Genomic DNA, 20,328 nt, shown 5'->3' with positions numbered 1-20,328 from the left:
TGCAAATCCCTGTGGGAGCAAAGCTTGCTCGCGATGGCGGTGAATCAGCTGACATCAGCCTTGGATATACCGCCGTCTTCGCGAGCAAACCCGCTTCCACACTGGGTCGGGAACGAACTACAGATTTTCGGCCACTGCAAATCCCTGTGGGAGCAAAGCTTGCTCGCGATGGCGGCGGATCAGCTGACATCAGCCTTGGATGTACCGCCGTCTTCGCGAGCAAGCCCGCTCCCACACGGGGTCGGTGACGATCTACACATTTGCGGCCACTGCAAATCTCTGTGGGAGCAAAGCTTGCTCGCGATGGCGGTGGATCAGCTGGTATCAGCGCGGGATATACCGCCGTCTTCGCGAGCAGTCTCGCTCCCACAATGGGATCGCAGTAGGACCGGAAGAGACAGGTCGGCTGTAAGGACGCCTCGCGAGCAAGCTTTGCTCCCACAGGTCCTGCTCAAACAGATCTGACGGATGTACGACCGAGAGAGCCAGGTCGGCTACTAGGCCGCCTCGGCGTGGACGTTGATCTCGGCGCCCCGTTAACCACGATGGCCGAACGCAGGCATTGCGCAGTGGGCCCACGGAGCAATGCCGGAGTGAGGGCACACCGAGCCTAGGCGAGGTGCCAAGTGGTGGGGCATGAGCGTTTTGCTTACTTTTGACTGGGCCGGCTTCCGGGTTTCTCAAAAGTGAGCCGCCGTCAGGGCGGAACCCTAAGCGGCCGTTACCGCAGCAATGGATATGTACTCGATCAACACACCGCCATCGCGAGCAAACCCGCTCCCACAGAAAAAACCGGCTCTTACAAGCGCCCCGCCGGCGCATAAGGCGCAGGATCAATCACCGGCGCCCGCCCCAACATCAAATCCGTAAACAACTGACACGACGCCGGCGCCAGCACCAACCCATTGCGATAATGCCCACAGTTCAACCACAACCCGGCAACCCCAGGCACCTCGCCGATATAGGGAATGCCTTCAGGCGATCCAGGCCGCAACCCAGCCCAATGCCCAACCACCTCAGCATCAGCCAGCGCCGGAATCAGTTGCTGGGCCGAAGCCTTCAGGCTCTCCAGCGCAGCATCAGTCGGGGTCTTGTCGAAGCCTTCGCGCTCCAGCGTACTGCCAACCAGAATATGCCCATCACGGCGCGGAATCGCGTAACGACCCTTGGCCAGGACCATGCTCGACAGAAAATCCGACGCGCACTTGTACAGAATCATCTGGCCCTTGACCGGCTCGACCGGCAACTTCAAGCCCAAGGTCTTGAGCAACTCGCCACTCCAGGCCCCGGCGGCCAGTACCACCTCGTCGCCACGAATTTCGCCAACAGAACTGTGCACGCCCACCACTTGCCCACCGTCGCGAATGAACCCACTGACTTCGCAATGCTCATGAAGCGTGACGTTCGGCATCGCCAGCAAGGCAGCCTTGAGGGATTTCACCAACCGGGGATTGCGCACGTTGGCCACATCGGCCATGTAGATCGCCCGGGAAAAACCCGCGCCCAGCACCGGCACGGCATCGTGGACAGCCGAGATATCCACAGCCCGCATCGGGCGCCCTTCCCGTTCGGCCCAGGCCAGCGCTTCGTCCTGATCGTCCAGGTCCAGCCAATACAGACCGGTGACATGCACTTGCGGATCGACCCCGGTCGCGGCGAACAAACGTTCGCCCAGCTGTGGATAAAAATCCTGCGACCAGTGGGCCAGCGCCGTGACCGCCGGGCTGTAGCGCCAGGGGTACAACGGCGACACGATACCGCCGCCAGCCCAGGACGATTCCTGGCCGACACTGGAACGGTCCAGCAGCACCACGCGCTGCCCTTCGGACGCCAGATTGAACGCCGTCAGCAGGCCAATGACTCCGCCGCCGACAATCACCACTTGCTGTTGCCTGGTCATGTTCTGATTCGACTCATAAGACAGAGGGCGCAAGACCGCGCCCGAATAAAAGAAACTCAGCGGCCCCAACAATCCTTGGTGGTCAGCCCGGCGGCGGCGTTCTCTATGCTCCGTACCCCGGTATTGGTGATTTTGAAGTCACCGCATTTGTCCGCGGCCATGGACGAGCCACTCTTGCGCACAGCGGTCAGGATGAAGCTCTGGTCCGTCAGTGTCTGGGTAATGGTATAGAAATCATTGCCGCCGCTCAGGCCGGTCGCATTGGTGTAGACGTTATTCTTCGAGTAGTAGCGCTCGAGAATCTGCGCCTGCTCAGATAACAGCCCGGCGATTTCCGTACGCCGGCCCTTCTTCATGTATTCGGTCAGGCTCGGATAGCCGATGGTAATCACGATACCGATGATCGCAATCACGATCATGATTTCGATCAAGGTGAAACCCCGGTTGGATCTGCGCATGACTTGCCTCTTCATTGTATTTGCCGCCACATGATGCGGCGGCTGCCACCGACGGATTTTTCCAACAGCTCGGTGATGTTGCCGCTGGAGTCGTTGACGATCATGTTGGTGGCCCCGCTGGCGCTGACGACGGCGCTCAAGGTCGGGATACCCCCCGTGAAAACCACCCCGCTGGAGATCGTGTCGGAGCTGTTGAGCGTGCCGTCACCGTTGGTATCGAGCACCGCATAGTTGAGCATCTTACCGTTGAACGCATCCAATTCGATCAGTTTGCCAGTACCGAAGCTGGCGCAAGGGTCGGTGGTGTCCACCGCAGCCGTGGTAAAGACCACGCGCCCAAGCACCAGGTTGGCCGGGTTGATCACCCGCTCCCCGGTCAGCGCATTGTTGTACACCAACGACAGGTACCAACCCTTTTTCGTCGGATAAGCCACGTCGGTCTGGCTGGTGGTCACGAACTGCCCCGTGCTGCCTGAGAACACACCCGTGATCGACTGGGCCTGCAGGCTCGACACGGTGATTTGCCCGACACCGCCGGCAGCATCCCAGATCGAGTAGAACCCTTGCAGGTCCTTGTTGAGTTTATCCGCCGTTTCATTGAACTTGCCGGTGCCGAAAAACACCTGGGTACCGCCCTGCGGGTTGTCCGCCAGCAGCGGTTGAACGGTGATCGGCTGAGTCGCGCCACCGGGCGCGGTGAACAACGGCTGCCCGGAAAACGCCACGCCCCAGGCGGTCGGGGAAGTGCCGCTGAGGTCAAACTTCCACATCCGCCCTTTCAAGTCGCCACCGTACGCCGCCTGTACCACGTTCTGGGAGTTGACCCGCAACTTGACCGACGACAAGCCATTACCGGTCTCGCTGCTGTTGATGACGATTTTCCTGATCAACGAGCCGTCGCGGATATCCACCACGTACAGTGCGGCGACACCGCTGTTGCTACCGTAGCCGTTGGAGATGAATGCCGCCCAGCGCCCGTCCGCCAGGCGGGCGACTTCGGGGCGGGCGTAGGCGTAGCCCAGGTCATTGAAGGCGTTGGCGGTGTTGGCAATGGTCGGCGCGCTGATTTCCCACAACGCCCGCAACACATTGCCCGCCGTCGCATCGAACAGCTGAACCGCGTAGAACGTCTTGCCCCCGGCACCGGTGCCACCCAGGGCCACTGTCTTCCAGGCACTCCCCGATTGCGTATCGAATACACCGATCTGTCCGTCCACTAAAAACTTGTGGCTCACGCCATTGACGTAGGTGGTGTCGGCAATGCTCTGCAACGATGGCAGCACGCTCGACGGCATATAGGCATAGCGCCGGGTACCGTTTGCACTGTTGATGACGCTGAAAAAACCGTCGTTGGCGTTCACCACCAGGCTGGTATTCATGTTCGCCGCCTTGGTCGTCAGGTACGTGCTGTAGCTGGTGTCGTTGAGCAAATCCGCAGCGGTCTGCTCATTGGGCGATGCCAGTACCAGCGGCGAATTGATGATGTCGCCCAGCAATACATTGCGCACCTTCAAGCCGGTCTTATTGACACCCTTGCTCCACCCCACCAGGTCGTTGCCGGTGATCCCCGTGGGCAGGCTCTGGCTGAGGCTGGTTTGCTGGGCCGGCGAAAAGTTGCCGTAGGCCAGGGTCACGGGCACGTTGGTCGCTGTGTTCCAGGATTGGTAAATTGGTGCCGTGGCGCCGGGCACGATGGCGGTGTCGGTGGTCCACTGCACCGCTGCCTTGTTGACCGTACCTGTCGCGGTGAAACCGAACGCCCGGATGGTGCCGCGCCAGTCCTTGGGGTCGTAGGTGGTCTGGTAGTAACTGGAGGTGCTGGATAATGTGGCGGCGTTGGTCGCGCCCGCGCCCCCGGACCCGGCCTTGGAGGTGATGTCGCTCAGGGCAGAGGCCAACGCTGAGTTCAGGCCTTCGCTGTCGGCCGCCTGGTAATACTTGCCTGCGCCGTAGCGGGCGGCGTCGGACAACATCGGGTTGCTGGCGGTAAAGCCCACAGTGTAGGTATTGAGGTACTGTCGACGGAAATCCGCGGAATCCCAGCTCTGGCCCGTGGCATCGGTACCGGTAGAACGCATGTCGATGTCGAAGGCGAACTTGGCGATGTCATCCAGATAGAGCGTGTCGCCCTCGCCGTCACCATTGAGATCGGCACCATCGTTGTTGACGCCATCCCAGTTCGGCAAACGGGCCAAGCCCAGCGGGTCGTTGATGGGAAACGTCCGGTCATAGGTGGGTAAACCGTCGGTGATGACCACTCCGAAGTTTTTCTGGCAGCGGTACTGGATCGGGCTGGTGTAAGAGCTTGGTGTGCCATTGTAGTAAGGCGCCATGCCCCGGAAATAGCGGGTGACTTCATAGTAACTTTCGGCCAATGGTGTATTGGCGACTGCGCCCAGGCCGTTGATCGCGTTGATCAGGGCACTGTAGTTGCTGTTGGCCTGGGTCTGGGTCACGCTGCCGCTGACCGGCGACAGGTCGCTGACGACGCGGGCAATGTAGCCCCCTGGGCCGGAGTTGCTGTAATTAGGCGGATTGAAGGTGGCGAGGCCAATACGCAGGGCGCGGTTATTGGCGACCAGGTCATTGGAAACATCCCGGGCCACGTTGATTCGATAGTCATTGGGTATCGTGCCAGTGGTGAAGTCTCGGTTCGACCCATTGGACAAGGACAGCAAATAAGACAGGTATTTGGCTGTATAGCGAGTATTCCCGTTACCCACCGGATCGGGGAGTCTCAGGCAGACTTCTCCCAGATCGCTTCGATAAAAGCCATACCAGTTGCCCGCCTTGGAGCAACCGCCTCGGGACAGGCTCGCCAGCAAAACATTGCCATCGTCCATATTCAGTCTGGCAATGCTGTTGCAGTTAGTAGTGGACTCACATGTATAGACAGTCGGCCAGGACACATTCGGATCAAACCCCGCCGCCCAGATAATGTTATTCATGCTCCCCGAATCATCGATCAGCAGCATCACGTTCGGCGTGACCGCGCCCGCACTCAGCAAGGGCGAATCCGAAGGCGTGAACGCATAGGCCGGCGCCGCCAGGTAAAGACTGAGCAACGCCCCCCACAACGACCCCAGCAGCCCCCTAGTACTTCGCATAGATACTCTCCACCACGCTGCGCTGGTTATTGCCCACCACCGCCACCGCCGTGATCCGGTACAGCGTCGCCGAGGTATTGACCGGCACATTGACTGCCGCAAGCGTAGTACCGATGTTCTGCACGCCATAAAACCCACCGGCAGCGGCAACCCAGAGCACCCCCGACGACGAACTGCGCCCCGCCGCCGTGACGGTCGCCGACTCGGCCGGTGGCGCGCATTGAATCGTGGTGGTACAGACCGCCAGCGAATAGGTCTCGACCTGCACCGCACTCTCACCGATTCTCAACGCCGCTTCGGCAATCTGGAACGACTGGTTGCGCTGCATGACGCTGCTGGTCATTTTTTCCTGGAGGGTGGCGCTCTGCATCGACGACAGGCCGATCAACGTCAGCAGCAACAGGAAAACCAGGCTGACCAGCAGGGCCATGCCACGCTGGCGATGCTTGAGACCCATCGAGCGCATCGATTGCCCCCTCATAGAAGCCGGTTGCGCAAGGCGGCAACCACATTGAAGGTCTGCTCGCGCACCGTGTTCCTTGGATCAAAGAGCGTCAGGCTCAGGCGCACACTGCGGATCAGTGCCGGGTCTGCCGGGTTGCCGGTGTAGCTCGACGCTGCGATATCCGTGGCGCTGCCGGCCACGCCAAACGTCACGTCGAACGCCCGCACGTTGTCCACCAGCACCGACAGGGTAGGCGGATTGGCGGTGCCGCTGCCCAGCAGCAATTGGTTGTTGTTGAAGCTGTAGACCAGTCGACGGATCGGGAAGGCCAACTGCCCCGCCGCCGGCGCCCTTGCGTTCGAGTAGGCCGTCGCCGAGGTACGGCAATCGGAAACGACGGTCCAGGTCGGCACGCCACCGCCACTTCCAATGTCCGCGGTGACCAGGGTCAACCTCCGGTTGGCGTTATCCCAACGGATCGGCGTGGTCTGGCTGGTAGCGAAACTGTTATCCGTTGAAGCATCGATGATGGTCGCCAGGCAACCGAACATGCCCACCATGCGAATTTCCTGGACCATTTTGCTCAAGGCAAACCGCGCGTCCTCCTGAATCACCGCGGCGGCATTCTGACTGACATAGGTGTTTTTGGCGGCAATGAAAATCTGCACGACACCCAGCACGACGATCAGGCTGAGCACCAGCGCGATCATCAACTCGATCAGGCCGAAACCGCGACTGTGCCGGTTCATGGTGTTGTCCCCACCGGGTCGACCGCGACGCGGCTGGTCAGCACGAAGCTGCGCCGCGCCTCGGTCGCGTCGGTGGTGTTGGCGGCCCGGGCGTCGTCCCAGGCAATGGTGATGGTGTAGACCCGCTGGTTCAGCGCAATGGTGCCAGTGGCCGTGGCGCCGCCGAAGGCAATGATATTGGTCTTGAAATCGTAGAGGTCCTGGTCCCGGGCCACGTTGAGGTTCGGCGAGCTGGGCGGTGTGATGGTGTAGTCGGCGCCGGAGTTGGCTCGAATGCGGTCCAGCAGGTCGTAGGCAATGAAACTGGCCTGGCTGGTCATGCGCGAACTGTCGGTGTACTTGAGCGCATTGAGCTGGATCATCGCCGCCCCCAGCAAACCGACGCCGAGAATCAGCACCGCCACCAGCACCTCGATCAACGTCATGCCGGCCTGCGCCCTTTTACTGCAACCCTTCATCCGCAACTTCCACCCAATACGATTCTTCCATTGAGGCAAACACTCAGCGTCCTGCTCTGCGCCCCTCGTACATAATTGAAACTCACCGGCGTGGCCGGTGCCGACAACCCGCCAAGGTTGTTGAAATCAATATTGCTCACCTCTGAGGTTAGCGTCAGAGTCGCGCCGCTGCCCATCGCTGGAACAACCCGCAATACATTGGCCGGCGTGCCAGTACTGTCGTACACCGTCAGTTCGCCGCTCCAGACGCTGCCTTGGGCCGTGGGGCGAATTCGCGTGGTGATACCACGGTCGATTGCCTCCATACGGGCAAAGTTCAGCGCCCGGCGCAAGTCGCCGATCTCGGTATCGGCCTTGGTGCTCTGCAGCGAGCCGGTGAATGACGGCACCGCCATAGTGATCAGGATCAGCAGCACGCCAAGGGCCACCAGCACCTCGATCAGCGTGAAACCTTTTGTACGAAGATCCATCGATGCCCTCCGTTGCCGTTGGCTATACCTGCTTCTACACGCTAGAACAAACCACCGCCCTGCGCGTGGTGCTGCAATCTGTGGCGAGGGGATTTATCCCCTCGCCACAATAATTCATAAGTCTTAGATCCGCTTCACACTCTCCAGGGAGGAGACGTCATGTATCAACAAGGCTTCAGCCTGATCGAACTGCTCATGGGACTGGCGATCGCCGCAATTGTTCTGCCGTGGGCCGGCGCGAGCTACAAAGAGCTGATCGAATCCATCGAACGCGAGGACACCGCGCAATTGCTGATCAGCGGGTTGCGCCTTGCCCGCAGCGAAGCCATCACACGTAATCGCCGCGTATTGATACAAGGGATAGACAATGATTGGGGCCAGGGTTGGCGGATCATGCTGGACAACAAGGAGAAAACCTTGCTGATGGAACGCACCGCAAGCGCCCGTGTGATCGGCAACCAGCCGATGAGACGCAGGGTGAGGTTCGGCAACCAGGGGGAAGCACTGCACCCCAGCGGCGCATTCCTGGCCGGCAGGCTGCATGTCTGCGCCAAACGCGGGCCGGTCAGCCACCATCAAGTGATACTGGCGCCCTCCGGCCGCGTCCGCCTGGAAAGCGTCGAGGCCGAGCAGGCGCTGTGCGAGAAAGGACTTAAAGCAAGGAGCGCACGCGCAGCTCTTTCGGCATCGAGAACGTGATGTTCTCCTCGCGACCGGCCAGTTCATCGGCACCGGTTGCGCCCCAGGCCTGCAATTGCTGGATCACGCCGCGCACCAGGACTTCCGGCGCGGAAGCGCCGGCGGTGATGCCGATGCGCTCGACGCCGTCGAACCAGCTGCGTTGCATGTCCTCGGCACCATCGATCAGGTAGGCCGGGGTGGACATGCGTTCGGCCAGCTCACGCAAGCGGTTGGAGTTGGAGCTGTTCGGGCTGCCGACAACCAGCACCACATCGCATTCGTTGGCCAGTTGTTTGACCGCATCCTGACGGTTCTGGGTGGCGTAGCAGATGTCATCCTTGCGCGGGCCGCCGATAGCTGGAAAGCGCGAACGCAGGGCGTCGATCACACGGCTGGTGTCGTCCATGGACAAGGTCGTCTGGGTAACAAAAGCCAGGCTCTCAGGGTTGCGGACCTGCAAGGCCGCCACGTCCTCCTCGTCTTCGACCAGGTAGATCGCACCGCCGTTGCTGGCATCGTATTGACCCATGGTGCCTTCGACTTCCGGATGGCCTTCATGACCGATCAGGATGCATTCGCGACCGTCACGACTGTAGCGCGCCACTTCGATGTGCACCTTGGTCACCAATGGGCACGTCGCGTCGAAAACCTTAAGGCCACGGCCGGCGGCTTCGGTGCGTACTGCCTGGGAAACCCCGTGGGCGCTGAAGATCACGATGACGTCGTCCGGCACCTGGTCCAGTTCCTCGACGAAAATGGCCCCGCGGCTACGCAGGTCTTCGACGACGAATTTGTTGTGGACCACTTCGTGGCGCACGTAGATCGGCGGCCCGAAGACTTCCAGGGCGCGGTTGACGATTTCGATCGCCCGGTCCACACCGGCGCAGAAGCCACGGGGGTTGGCGAGTTTGATTTGCATGCTGTGCCTCGTGTCTTGCGCGCAAGAAATTGAATCAGTGCGATTCACGGTGAGAGCGAGCTTGCTCCCACAGTGAATCGGGTGGCAGCAGGAACTGCCTGCGAAACGTTAAACCGCCTTGACCTCAAGGATTTCCACCTCGAAGTTCAAGGTCTTGCCCGCCAGCGGATGGTTGAAGTCCACGGTCACCTGGGCGTCGTCGAAAGCCTTCACCACACCCGGCAGCTCGGTGTTGGCCGCGTCGTTGAAGATCACCAGCAAGCCCAGGGACAGCTCCATGTCCTGGAACTGGGAGCGTGGCATGGTCTGCACGTTTTGCGGGTTGGGCTGACCAAAGGCGTTTTCTGGCGGTACGACCACGGTGCGCTTGTCGCCGGCCTTGAAGCCGAAGATCGCCGCTTCGAAGCCTGGCAGCAGGTTGCCGTCACCGACCTTGAACACCGCCGGGGCCTTGTCGAAGGTGCTGTCGACGGTGTCACCGTTTTCCAGGTGCAGGGCGAAGTGAAGCTTCACTTCGGTGTTTTGAGCGATACGCTGCTCAGTCATGGACGGCTTCTCCGGTTTTCTTGCTCTTGAACATGTCCAGGGCGAGCATCACGGCGCCCACGCTGATGGCGCTGTCGGCAAAGTTGAACGCCGGGAAATACCAGCGGTTCTGCCAATGCACCAGGATGAAATCGATGACATGGCCCAGGGCGATACGGTCATAGAGGTTGCCCAAGGCGCCACCAAGCACCAAGGCCAACGCCACGGCCAGCCAGGTCTCATTGCGCCCCAGGCGCTTGAGCCAGACCACCAGCACCGCGCTGACCACGACGGCGATCAGGGCGAAGAGCCAGCGCTGCCAGCCCGAACTGTCGGCCAGGAAGCTGAACGCCGCCCCGGTGTTGTAGGCCAAGGTCCAGCTGAAGTAGTCGGGAATGATCACGATCTGCTGGTACAGGGTCAGCGAGTTCTCGAAGTAGTACTTGCTGGCCTGGTCGATGACCAGTACCAGCACACTCAACCAGAGCCAGCCCAGCCGCCCGAAGCGGCCCGCCGCGTTAGGCATAATGACGAACCTCACCGGTGCCGCTGATGTTGTCGACGCAACGACCACAGATTTGCGGATGCTCCGGGTTCACGCCGACGTCTTCACGGCAGTGCCAGCAACGGGCGCACTTGGTGTGGTTCGACTTGACGATCTTCAGCTTCAGGCCGCTGACTTCAGTGGCTACCGCATCGGCCGGCGCCTGCACGAAAGGCGCGACGCTGGCGGTGGAGGTGATCAGCACGAAGCGCAGCTCGTTGCTCAGCTTGGCCAGATCGGCACTCAGGGCTTCTTCGGCGTAGAGGGTCACTTCGGCCTGCAGGTTGCCACCGACGGCCTTGGCCGCGCGCTGGATCTCCATCTCCTTGTTGACCGCCGCCTTGACCGCCATCACGCGATCCCAATACGCACGGTCCAGCTCGAAGCCTTGCGGCAGTTCGGTCAGGCCTTCGTACCAGGTGTTGAGCATCACCGATTCGTTGCGCTCGCCCGGCAGGTACTGCCACAGCTCGTCGGCGGTGAACGCCAGGATCGGTGCGATCCAGCGCACCAGCGCCTCGCTGATGTGGAACAGCGCGGTCTGGCACGAACGACGGGCCTTGCTGTTGGCGCCGGTGGTGTACTGGCGGTCCTTGATGATGTCGAGGTAGAAACCACCGAGCTCCTGCACACAGAAGTTGTGGATTTTGGAGTAGACGTTCCAGAAGCGGTATTCGCCGTAGTGCTCCTGCAATTCACGTTGCAGCAACAGAGTACGGTCCACGGCCCAACGGTCCAGCGCAAGCATTTCTTCGGCCGGCAGCAGGTCGGTGGCCGGGTTGAAGCCGGTCAGGTTGGAAAGCAGGAAGCGCGCGGTGTTACGGATCCGCCGGTAGGCGTCCGCGCTGCGCTGCAGGATCTGCTCGGAAACGGCCATCTCGCCGGAATAGTCGGTGGACGCCACCCACAGGCGCATGATGTCGGCGCCCAGGGTGTCGTTGACCTTCTGCGGCGCGATCACGTTGCCCAGGGACTTGGACATCTTGCGACCGGACTCGTCGACCGTGAAGCCGTGGGTCAGCAACTCGCGATACGGCGCGTGGTTGTCGATAGCGCAACCGGTCAGCAGCGACGAGTGGAACCAGCCGCGGTGCTGGTCCGAGCCTTCCAGGTACAGGTCGGCACGCGGGCCGCTCTCGTGGCCCATCGGGTGCGAACCGCGCAGCACGTGCCAATGGGTGGTGCCGGAGTCGAACCAGACGTCCAGGGTGTCGCTGATCTTGTCGTACAGCGGCGCTTCGTCACCCAGCAGCTCGGCGGCATCCATCTTGAACCAGGCTTCGATGCCTTCGGCTTCGACGCGCTTGGCGACAATTTCCATCAGTTCGACGGTGCGCGGGTGCAACTCGCCGCTTTCCTTGTTCAGGAAGAACGGGATCGGCACGCCCCAGTTGCGCTGGCGGGAGATGCACCAGTCCGGGCGGTTGGCGATCATCGAGTGCAGGCGCGCCTGGCCCCAGGCCGGTACGAACTGGGTTTCTTCAATGGCCTTGAGCGAACGCTGGCGCAGGGTGTCGCCGCTGGCCGGCTGCTTGTCCATGCCGATGAACCACTGCGCGGTGGCGCGGTAGATCAGCGGGGTCTTGTGGCGCCAGCAGTGCATGTAGCTGTGTTCGATGACGGTGGTGTGCAGCAGCGCGCCGACTTCGGTCAGCTTGTCGACGATGGCCGGGTTGGCTTTCCAGATGAACTGGCCGCCAAAGAACTCCAGCGACGGTGCGTACACGCCATTGCTCTGTACCGGGTTGAGGATGTCGTCGTTGACCATGCCGTATTTCTTGCAGGTCACGAAGTCGTCGACGCCATAGGCCGGCGCGGAGTGAACCACGCCGGTGCCTGCGCCCAATTCCACGTAGTCGGCCAGGTACACCGGCGACAGGCGGTCATAGAACGGATGACGGAAATTGATCAGCTCCAGCGCCGAACCTGGCGCGGTGGCGACCACCGAACCTTCGAGGTTGTAGCGGGCCAGGCAGGATTCGACCAACTCTTCGGCCAGCACCAGCAGCTTGTCGCCGACATCGACCAGGGCGTAGTTGAATTCCGGATGGACGTTCAGCGCCTGGTTGGCCGGGATGGTCCACGGGGTGGTGGTCCAGATCACGATCGAGGCCGGCTTGGCCAGCTTGCCAAGGCCGAAAGCCGCGGCGAGCTTGTCTTCGTCGGCGATCGGGAACGCGACGTCGATGGTCGAGGACTTCTTGTTCTCGTACTCGACTTCCGCCTCGGCCAGGGCCGAACCGCAATCGAAGCACCAGTTCACCGGCTTGAGGCCCTTGAACACGAAGCCGCCCTCGACGATTTTCGCCAGGGCACGGATTTCGCCGGCTTCGTTCTTGAAGTCCATGGTCTTGTACGGGTTAGCGAAGTCGCCCAGCACGCCGAGGCGGATGAATTCGGACTTCTGCCCTTCGATCTGCTCGGTGGCGTAGGCACGGCACAGCTCGCGGGTCTTGTCCGCGCCCAGGTTCTTGCCGTGGGTCACTTCGACCTTGTGCTCGATCGGCAGGCCATGGCAGTCCCAACCCGGGACATACGGCGCATCAAAACCCGACAGGGTCTTGGAGCGGATGATCATGTCCTTGAGAATCTTGTTCAGCGCGTGACCGATGTGGATCGTGCCGTTGGCGTACGGAGGGCCGTCGTGCAGGACGAACTTCGGACGATCCTTGCCAATTTCGCGCAACTTTCCGTACAGGCCAATGCTGTCCCAACGCTGCAGAATCTGTGGTTCGCGCTGAGGCAGGCCGGCCTTCATTGGGAAGGCGGTGTCCGGAAGGTTTAGCGTGGCTTTATAGTCGGTCATTTAAGGCTCTTCATTAGCGATTGGCGCTGGTTGCGACAAGGGCACGGGCGGCGGCGATATCTGCATGGATCGCCGTCTTGAGCGCCTCCAGAGAGGCAAAACGCTGCTCTTCACGCAGCTTATGGTGGAAAACCACCGTCAAACGCCGGTCATACAGATCGCCGGCAAAATCCAGAACATGTACTTCAAGATGGGCCTTGCCATCGCCCTGGACCGTGGGCCGCACACCGATGTTGGCGACGCCGGGCCAGGTCTTGCCGTCGATCTCGACACTCACCAGGAACACCCCGGTGAGCGGCACACGACGACGCTTGAGCTGCACGTTGGCCGTTGGCGTGCCCAATTGGCGCGCCAGTTTCTGCCCGTGCAGGATCCGTCCGGCAATCCGGTACGGCCGGCCGAGCAAGCGCTCGGCCAATTCGAAGTCGCCAGCCGCCAGGGCATTGCGGACCTGGGTGCTGCTGACGCGCAAGCCGTCGATCTCGACAGTCTGCGCTGCTTCGACGGTGAAGCCCTGGGCGATACCGGCCTGTTGCAGGTAATCGAAATCCCCGGACCGGTCGCAACCGAAACGGAAATCATCGCCGACTTCCAGATGCTTCACATCAAGACCGTCCATCAAGATGGTATCGACGAATTCGGCGGCACTGAGCTTGCTCAGGCGCTGGTTGAAGGCCAGGCACAGGACCCGGTCGACGCCTTCGGCGGCCAGCAGTTGCAGCTTGTCCCGCAGCCGGGCCAGACGGGCCGGGGCAGTGTCCGGGGTGAAGAATTCCCGCGGCTGCGGCTCGAAGATCACCACGCAGCTGGGCACGCCCAATTCCAGCGCGCGCTCGCGCAGCCGCGCCAGGATAGCCTGGTGGCCACGGTGAACACCGTCAAAGTTGCCAATAGTGGCGACACAGCCCCGATGTTGGGGGCGCAGGTTGTGGAGGCCTCGAACCAGCTGCATAACGCGCTTCTTGCTCATAAAGTGGCCGATTATAACCACACCCGGCGGCCAACGACAGGCAACACCGCAAGCCAAAGTGATCGAACCGACAAAACCGCTGCCCGACCCAGGATTATCGGAGGCAAACCCTCAGCTCAAGGCCTTGCGATTGAAGTCGCGCAGACGGAACCCCATCAGCAGCAACATGCCGAAATACGCCACCACGCCGGCAATCACCAACGCCCCCAGGCGCAGGAAACGCTCGAGCATCTGCCCTTCGCCCCAGGCCGGCATGAAATGCATCGCCCCCAGCAACACCGCCGACATCACCGCCACGGCCACCAGCAGCTTGAGGCCGAACTTGCCCCAGCCCGGCTGCGGTTGATACATCTTCTGCTTGCGCAACTGGTAAAACAGCAGCCCGGCGTTGAGGCACGCGCCGGCGCTGATCGCCAGGGCCAGGCCGGCGTGGGCCAACGGGCCGATGAGCAACAGGTTGAACAATTGCGTCATCACCAGGGTGAAAATGGCGATTTTCACTGGTGTGCGAATGTTCTGCTGGGCATAGAACCCCGGCGCCAGCACCTTGATCACGATGATCCCGAGTAGGCCCACCGAGTAAGCGATCAGGGCACGCTGGGTCATCAAGGCGTCGAACGCATTGAATTGACCGTATTGGAACAGCGAAACCGTCAGCGGCTCAGCCAGGATTCCCAGCGCCAGGGAACAGGGCAAGACCAGTACGAAACACAGGCGCAGGCCCCAGTCGAGGATGCGCGAGTACTCCTGGCGGTCCTGACTGGCGTAGGTCTTGGCCAGGGTTGGCAGCAGGATCGTGCCCAGGGCCACACCCAGCACGCCGGATGGCAATTCCATCAGACGGTCGGCGTAATACATCCACGACACCGAGCCGGCCACCAGGAACGAAGCGAAGATGGTGTTGATGATCAGGGATATCTGGCTCACCGACACCCCGAGGATCGCCGGCAACATCTGCTTCATCACCCGCCACACGCCGCTGTCGCGTAGGTTCAGCCGTGGCAGCACCAACATGCCGATCTTTTTCAGGTGCGGCAGCTGATACAGCAATTGCGCCAGGCCACCGACCAGCACCGCCCAGCCCAGGGCCATCACCGGCGGATCGAAATACGGCGTCAGGAATACCGCGAACACGATCATGCTGACATTGAGCAGGGTCGGCACAAAGGCCGGTACGGAAAAGCGGTTCCAGGTATTGAGGATCGCCCCGGCCAGGGACGACAGGGAAATCAGCAATATATAAGGAAAGGTCACCCGCAGCAGGTCCGAGGTGAGCTGGAATTTTTCTGGCGTATCAGTGAAACCCGGGGCCGTGGCCCAGATCACCCACGGCGCGGCGAGCATGCCGGCCGCCGTGACCAGCGCCAGCACCAACGTCAGCAGGCCGGTGACATAAGCAATGAACGTGCGGGTCGCTTCGTCGCCCTTCTGGCTTTTATATTCCGCCAGGATCGGCACGAAAGCCTGGGAGAACGCCCCTTCGGCGAAGATCCGCCGCAGCAGGTTGGGCAACTTGAAGGCGATGAAGAAGGCGTCGGTGGCCATCCCGGCGCCGAATATCCGTGCGATCAACGTATCGCGAACGAACCCCAGGATGCGGGAAAGCATCGTGATAGAGCTGACGGCGGCCAACGATTTGAGCAGATTCATGAAAAGAGTTTTTGCCTGTCGATAAACAGCAGGCGAACAACGCGCCCACTTGTGCGATACTCCGCGCCGCTAAACAGTGCAGAGCCAAAGCCCGCGAGTTTACAGGTCGCACGCCGGAAAGAAATCCTTCGGTGCGCAGCACCTGCCATTCAGCGGAACGCGTCACCCGCCCTTGACAAGACTTCAACTCATCGGCATGATTCGCGGCCTATTTTGTTTGCTATTTCCCAAAAAGTCTTTCGAGGAGCTCGACGGTGGCCAACACACCTTCCGCCAAAAAACGTGCAAAACAGGCTGAGAAGCGTCGCAGCCACAACGCCAGCCTGCGTTCCATGGTCCGTACCTACATCAAGAACGTAGTCAAGGCCATCGACGCAAAAGACGCTGAAAAAGCTCAAGCTGCTTACGTTCTGGCTGTGCCAGTTATCGACCGCATGGCCGATAAAGGCATCATCCACAAGAACAAGGCTGCTCGCCATAAGAGCCGTTTGAATGGCCACGTAAAGGCCCTGAACGTTGCCGCTGCTGCCTAAGCGACGCGCTCGTTAAAAAACCGACCTCAGGGTCGGTTTTTTATTGCCTGCGATTTACCAGACATACCGCAAAAAATGCGGGAGCGAGCCTGCTCGCCCCCACAATGGGATTTGCTCGAGGTTATTGGGTATGGGCCCACGGCAGGATCGGAATAGCCGTCACCGCATTCTGCGGGCTGCCCTCGATCACACGATCGCTGTAGACCAGGTACACCAGCGTATTGCGCTTCTTGTCGAGGAACCGCACCACCTGCATGGTCTTGAACACCAGCGAAGTGCGCTCGCGGAACACCTCTTCGCCGTCCTTGAGCTCACCCTTGAAGCTGATAGGCCCGACCTGGCGGCAGGCAATGGACGCCTCGGCGCGATCCTCGGCCAGGCCCAGGCCACCCTTCACACCGCCGGTCTTGGCCCGCGACAGGTAACAGGTCACGCCATCCACCTTGGGATCATCGAACGCCTCGACCACAATCCGGTCGTTCGGCCCGACAAACTTGAACACCGTCGATACCTGGCCGATTTCCTCGGCCGAAGCCAGCAGCGGCACTGCCAGCAGCAAACCGACCAATCCTTTTGCCAAACCCATGATTTTTCCTTAGACGAGGATCAGGTTGTCACGGTGAACCAGCTCAGGCTCCGCCATGTAACCCAACAGACCGACAATCGCATCGGACGACTGACCGATGATTTTCTGCGCTTCCAACGCACTGTAGTTGGCCAGGCCACGGGCGATCTCGCGACCATCCGGCGCCACGCACACGACCATTTCGCCCCGGCGAAAACTGCCCTGGACCAGCTTCACACCCACCGGCAGCAGGCTCTTGTTGCCTTGGGACAGGGCCGACACCGCACCAGCGTCCAGCACCAAGGTGCCACGGGTCTGCAGATGCCCAGCCAGCCACTGCTTGCGCGCCGCCAACATGCCGCGCTCCGGGGAGAGCAAGGTGCCGATGCGCTCGCCAGCTTTCAGACGATCCAGCACCCGCTCCAAGCGCCCACCCACGATGATGGTGTGAGCCCCGGACCGCGCCGCCAGACGCGCAGCGCGCAGCTTGGTCTGCATGCCGCCACGCCCCAGCGCACCGCCAGTGCCACCCGCCACTGCATCCAGCGCCGGGTCATCGGCACGGGCTTCGTAGATCAGCTTGGCATCGGGATTGTTGCGCGGATCGGCATCGAACATGCCGTCGCGATCGGTGAGGATCACCAACAGATCCGCCTCCACCAGGTTCGCCACCAGCGCGGCCAGGGTGTCGTTATCGCCGAAACGGATCTCGTCGGTGACCACCGTGTCGTTCTCGTTGATCACCGGGATGACTTTGAGCTCCACCAGCGCGCGCAAGGTACTGCGGGCATTGAGGTAGCGCTTGCGGTCGGACAGGTCATCGTGGGTCAGCAGGATCTGCGCCGTATGGCGACCGTGCTCGGCGAAGCTTGATTCCCAAGCCTGCACCAGGCCCATCTGACCGATGGCGGCGGCAGCCTGCAGTTCATGCATCGCGCTGGGTCGCGACGTCCAGCCCAAACGGCTCATACCGGCCGCCACAGCCCCCGAAGAGACCAATACCAGCTCGACGCCAGCCTCATGCAAGGCCACCATCTGCTCGACCCACACCGCCATCGCCTGGCGGTCCAGACCCTTGCCATCCGCTGTCAGCAGTGCGCTGCCGATCTTCACGACCCAGCGCCGCGCACCCGTCACCTTGCTCCGCATCATCTTCAACCTTTGCCAGCGAACGGCGCGACCCAGCGCCGCCCATGGGATTATTCGTATTTGCGTTTTACAGATACCAAAACGCCGCTCGAATGAGCGGCGCCCTGGAAACCGGCTGGTTGCGATGATAACACCGCGCCGAAACACTTGAACCTGCCCCCGAGAATCCTTGGGGGGATGAGCCTGCGCAAGTAAAGCTTGCTCGCGATGACGTCATCACGTCCAACACCTTTGCTGGCCGTAAAATCGCTATCGCGAGCAAGCTTTGCTCCCACAAGCTCACTCACACAGGCCTTAGCCCCAACTGAGTGGCATCAGCACAGGATCAGTCGCGAACGTAGATGATTTCCGGACCGTCTTCGTCATCCACATCTTCTTCGTCCCAATCGTCGTCACCGATGTCATGGACCGACTTGACGCCACTGCGACGCAGGGCACGCTGGTCGTCCAGCGCCTGCAACTGGGCACGAGCCTCGTCTTCGATGCGCTGATCGAGTTCGGCCAGCTCTTCCTTGTAGACCGGATCGTTGGCCAGGCGGTCGGCGCGATCTTCCAGGTAACGCATGATGTCGTGGCACAGGCGCTCGGTGCCTTCTTTGGCGATGGCCGAGATCACGTAGACCGGGCCTTCCCACTCCAGGCGATCGACGATTTCCTTGACCCGCTCCTCATGTTCTTCTTCAAGGATCTGGTCGCACTTGTTCAGCACCAGCCAACGGTCACGCTCGGCCAGGGCCGGGCTGAACTTGGTCAGCTCGTTGACGATGACTTCGGCGGCATCGGCAGCACTGGTTTCATCCAGCGGCGCCATGTCCACGAGGTGCAGCAACAGACGGGTACGGGACAAGTGCTTGAGGAAGCGAATCCCCAGGCCTGCACCCTCGGAAGCCCCTTCGATCAACCCCGGGATATCCGCGACCACGAAGCTCTTCCAGCGGTCGACGCTGACCACGCCCAGGTTCGGCACCAGGGTGGTGAACGGGTAATCGGCCACTTTTGGCTTGGCCGCCGACACCGAGCGGATAAAGGTACTTTTACCGGCGTTCGGCAGGCCCAGCAGGCCCACGTCGGCCAACACTTTCATTTCCAGCTTCAAGTCACGCTGCTCGCCTGGCTTGCCTGGCGTAGTCTGGCGTGGCGCACGGTTGGTACTGGATTTGAAACGGGTGTTGCCCAGGCCGTGCCAGCCGCCATGGGCGACCAGCAGACGCTGGCCAGCCTTGGTCAGGTCGCCAATCACTTCCTGGGTGGCGGAGTCGATCACCGTGGTGCCGACCGGCACGCGCAGGATCAGGTCTTCGCCCTTCTTGCCAGTGCAGTCGGTGCTGCCGCCGTTGGAGCCACGCTCGGCATCGAAGTGCCGGGTGTAACGGTAGTCCACCAGGGTGTTGAGGTTTTCGTCGGCGAGCATGTAGATCGAGCCGCCGTCGCCCCCGTCACCGCCGTTAGGGCCACCGTTTTCAATGAACTTTTCCCGACGAAAACTCATGCAACCATTGCCGCCGTCGCCGGCCTTTACTCGAATCGATACTTCATCAACAAACTTCATGACACACGCCTCTCGCCATACGGACGAGCCAAAAAAACAAGACATAAGACTCTTGCAAAAATGAGCGCAGCGACCTGATGACACGCCCCAACCGCAGCGCCGACAGCCCATACAAACAGTTTTGCAAGAGACTCACCCCACAAACGAAAAAGCCCCGTCGCAAGACAGGGCTTTTCCAGCGATCTCGCAATTAAGCTGCGATAACGCTTACGTAACGACGACCGAAGGCGCCTTTTACTTCGAACTTGATCACGCCTTCGACTTTAGCGAAGAGGGTGTGATCTTTACCCATGCCCACGCCGTAGCCAGCGTGGAATTGGGTGCCGCGCTGACGCACGATGATGTTGCCTGCTTTGATAGCCTGGCCGCCATACATCTTCACGCCAAGGCGTTTGGCTTCTGAGTCGCGACCGTTACGGGTACTACCACCAGCTTTTTTGTGTGCCATGAGTTCAATTCTCCTAGTGAGGAATTAGGCTGAAATTAAGCCTGAATACCGGTGATTTTGATCTCGGTGTACCACTGGCGGTGGCCCATACGCTTCATGTGGTGCTTACGGCGACGGAACTTGATGATGCGGACTTTATCGTGACGACCTTGGGAGATCACTTCAGCCACAACGGTAGCGCCAGCAACGACTGGAGCGCCGATATTCACGTCATCGCCATTGGCGACCAACAGAACGCGATCAAAAGTCACGGATTCGCCGGTAGCGATTTCCAGTTTTTCGATCTTCAGGTATTCACCTGGGGCGACCTTGTATTGCTTGCCACCAGTAACAATTACTGCGTACGACATGGTATTTCTCCGATAATCCTGCTCACCCAGCGCTTTATAAGAAGAGGTATTG

General features: G+C 60.8%; 20 protein-coding genes. 2 read left to right on the top strand and 18 right to left on the bottom strand.

Features of this window, described 5'->3' with window-relative positions; translation table 11 throughout:
* Window positions 1–799: 799 nt before the first annotated feature.
* From thiO to AC09SL_RS28295, 7 genes are read right to left on the bottom strand one after another with little or no spacing between them, the layout of a single operon-like run.
* Window positions 800–1,900: a glycine oxidase ThiO gene (gene thiO, locus AC09SL_RS28325; RefSeq protein ID WP_058544092.1), complete on the bottom strand. Its 1,101-nt coding sequence runs from the start codon at window positions 1,898–1,900 to the stop codon at window positions 800–802.
* A gap of 56 nt (window positions 1,901–1,956) precedes the next feature.
* The gene (locus AC09SL_RS28320) at window positions 1,957–2,358 is read right to left on the bottom strand and encodes a type IV pilin protein (protein WP_058544090.1); all 402 of its coding nucleotides are present in this window, start codon (window positions 2,356–2,358) and stop codon (window positions 1,957–1,959) included.
* 11 nt (window positions 2,359–2,369) lie between these two features.
* Window positions 2,370–5,465, bottom strand: coding sequence for a pilus assembly protein (locus tag AC09SL_RS28315; RefSeq protein WP_058544089.1), 3,096 nt, complete (start codon window positions 5,463–5,465; stop codon window positions 2,370–2,372).
* A complete protein-coding gene (locus AC09SL_RS28310; protein WP_116643726.1) occupies window positions 5,452–5,922 on the bottom strand; it encodes a pilus assembly PilX family protein in 471 nt (156 codons plus the stop codon). The genes AC09SL_RS28315 and AC09SL_RS28310 overlap by 14 nt, the downstream gene beginning before the upstream one ends.
* A gap of 20 nt (window positions 5,923–5,942) precedes the next feature.
* Window positions 5,943–6,659: a PilW family protein gene (locus AC09SL_RS28305; RefSeq protein ID WP_058544087.1), complete on the bottom strand. Its 717-nt coding sequence runs from the start codon at window positions 6,657–6,659 to the stop codon at window positions 5,943–5,945.
* The gene (pilV, locus tag AC09SL_RS28300) at window positions 6,656–7,117 is read right to left on the bottom strand and encodes a type IV pilus modification protein PilV (RefSeq protein WP_058544086.1); all 462 of its coding nucleotides are present in this window, start codon (window positions 7,115–7,117) and stop codon (window positions 6,656–6,658) included. The genes AC09SL_RS28305 and pilV overlap by 4 nt, the downstream gene beginning before the upstream one ends.
* Complete coding sequence (locus AC09SL_RS28295; protein WP_058544085.1) at window positions 7,114–7,587, bottom strand: GspH/FimT family pseudopilin; 474 nt, start codon at window positions 7,585–7,587, stop codon at window positions 7,114–7,116. The genes pilV and AC09SL_RS28295 overlap by 4 nt, the downstream gene beginning before the upstream one ends.
* Before the next feature lie 159 nt (window positions 7,588–7,746).
* Here AC09SL_RS28295 and AC09SL_RS28290 point away from each other — a divergent pair, with 159 nt between their 5' ends.
* The gene (locus AC09SL_RS28290) at window positions 7,747–8,286 is read left to right on the top strand and encodes a GspH/FimT family pseudopilin (RefSeq protein ID WP_058544084.1); all 540 of its coding nucleotides are present in this window, start codon (window positions 7,747–7,749) and stop codon (window positions 8,284–8,286) included.
* On the opposite strand, the gene ispH is transcribed toward AC09SL_RS28290, so the two are convergent.
* The 6 genes from ispH to murJ all read right to left on the bottom strand — a co-directional run bounded on the left by ispH (window position 8,240) and on the right by murJ (window position 15,682).
* Window positions 8,240–9,187, bottom strand: coding sequence for a 4-hydroxy-3-methylbut-2-enyl diphosphate reductase (ispH, locus tag AC09SL_RS28285; protein WP_058544083.1), 948 nt, complete (start codon window positions 9,185–9,187; stop codon window positions 8,240–8,242). The two genes, AC09SL_RS28290 and ispH, sit on opposite strands and share 47 nt — an antisense overlap.
* 108 nt (window positions 9,188–9,295) lie before the next feature.
* The gene (gene fkpB, locus AC09SL_RS28280; protein WP_058544082.1) at window positions 9,296–9,733 is read right to left on the bottom strand and encodes an FKBP-type peptidyl-prolyl cis-trans isomerase; all 438 of its coding nucleotides are present in this window, start codon (window positions 9,731–9,733) and stop codon (window positions 9,296–9,298) included.
* Entirely contained in the window at window positions 9,726–10,238 is a 513-nt protein-coding gene (gene lspA / locus AC09SL_RS28275; protein ID WP_058544081.1) for a signal peptidase II, read from the bottom strand. Before lspA ends, fkpB begins: the two co-directional genes overlap by 8 nt.
* Window positions 10,231–13,062, bottom strand: a complete 2,832-nt coding sequence (gene ileS, locus AC09SL_RS28270) for an isoleucine--tRNA ligase (protein ID WP_058544080.1) — start codon at window positions 13,060–13,062, stop codon at window positions 10,231–10,233. The genes lspA and ileS overlap by 8 nt, the downstream gene beginning before the upstream one ends.
* A gap of 13 nt (window positions 13,063–13,075) precedes the next feature.
* A complete protein-coding gene (gene ribF / locus AC09SL_RS28265) occupies window positions 13,076–14,014 on the bottom strand; it encodes a bifunctional riboflavin kinase/FAD synthetase (RefSeq protein ID WP_058544079.1) in 939 nt (312 codons plus the stop codon).
* A 129-nt stretch (window positions 14,015–14,143) separates the two neighbouring features.
* Window positions 14,144–15,682, bottom strand: a complete 1,539-nt coding sequence (gene murJ / locus AC09SL_RS28260) for a murein biosynthesis integral membrane protein MurJ (RefSeq protein ID WP_058544078.1) — start codon at window positions 15,680–15,682, stop codon at window positions 14,144–14,146.
* A gap of 254 nt (window positions 15,683–15,936) precedes the next feature.
* Here murJ and rpsT point away from each other — a divergent pair, with 254 nt between their 5' ends.
* The gene (rpsT, locus tag AC09SL_RS28255; protein WP_003185593.1) at window positions 15,937–16,215 is read left to right on the top strand and encodes a 30S ribosomal protein S20; all 279 of its coding nucleotides are present in this window, start codon (window positions 15,937–15,939) and stop codon (window positions 16,213–16,215) included.
* 121 nt (window positions 16,216–16,336) lie between these two features.
* Here rpsT and AC09SL_RS28250 read toward each other — a convergent pair whose 3' ends face one another.
* From AC09SL_RS28250 to rplU, 5 genes are all read right to left on the bottom strand, one after another.
* Window positions 16,337–16,801 (bottom strand): CreA family protein, encoded by a 465-nt coding sequence (locus AC09SL_RS28250; protein ID WP_058544077.1) that lies wholly within the window; start codon window positions 16,799–16,801, stop codon window positions 16,337–16,339.
* 9 nt (window positions 16,802–16,810) lie between these two features.
* Window positions 16,811–17,929 (bottom strand): glutamate 5-kinase, encoded by a 1,119-nt coding sequence (gene proB / locus AC09SL_RS28245; protein ID WP_058544076.1) that lies wholly within the window; start codon window positions 17,927–17,929, stop codon window positions 16,811–16,813.
* 325 nt (window positions 17,930–18,254) lie between these two features.
* On the bottom strand, window positions 18,255–19,478 hold the full coding sequence (cgtA, locus tag AC09SL_RS28240) for an Obg family GTPase CgtA (protein WP_058544075.1): 1,224 nt from the start codon (window positions 19,476–19,478) through the stop codon (window positions 18,255–18,257).
* Between the two features lie 190 nt (window positions 19,479–19,668).
* Window positions 19,669–19,926, bottom strand: coding sequence for a 50S ribosomal protein L27 (rpmA, locus tag AC09SL_RS28235; RefSeq protein ID WP_003205738.1), 258 nt, complete (start codon window positions 19,924–19,926; stop codon window positions 19,669–19,671).
* 35 nt (window positions 19,927–19,961) lie between these two features.
* The gene (gene rplU, locus AC09SL_RS28230; protein ID WP_003176051.1) at window positions 19,962–20,276 is read right to left on the bottom strand and encodes a 50S ribosomal protein L21; all 315 of its coding nucleotides are present in this window, start codon (window positions 20,274–20,276) and stop codon (window positions 19,962–19,964) included.
* Window positions 20,277–20,328: the final 52 nt, after the last annotated feature.

The sequence above is a fragment of the Pseudomonas sp. PF05 genome, assembly GCF_056521845.1.
Note: the sequence above shows the minus strand (reverse complement) of the source record. Positions and strands in the feature narration are given on the sequence as shown.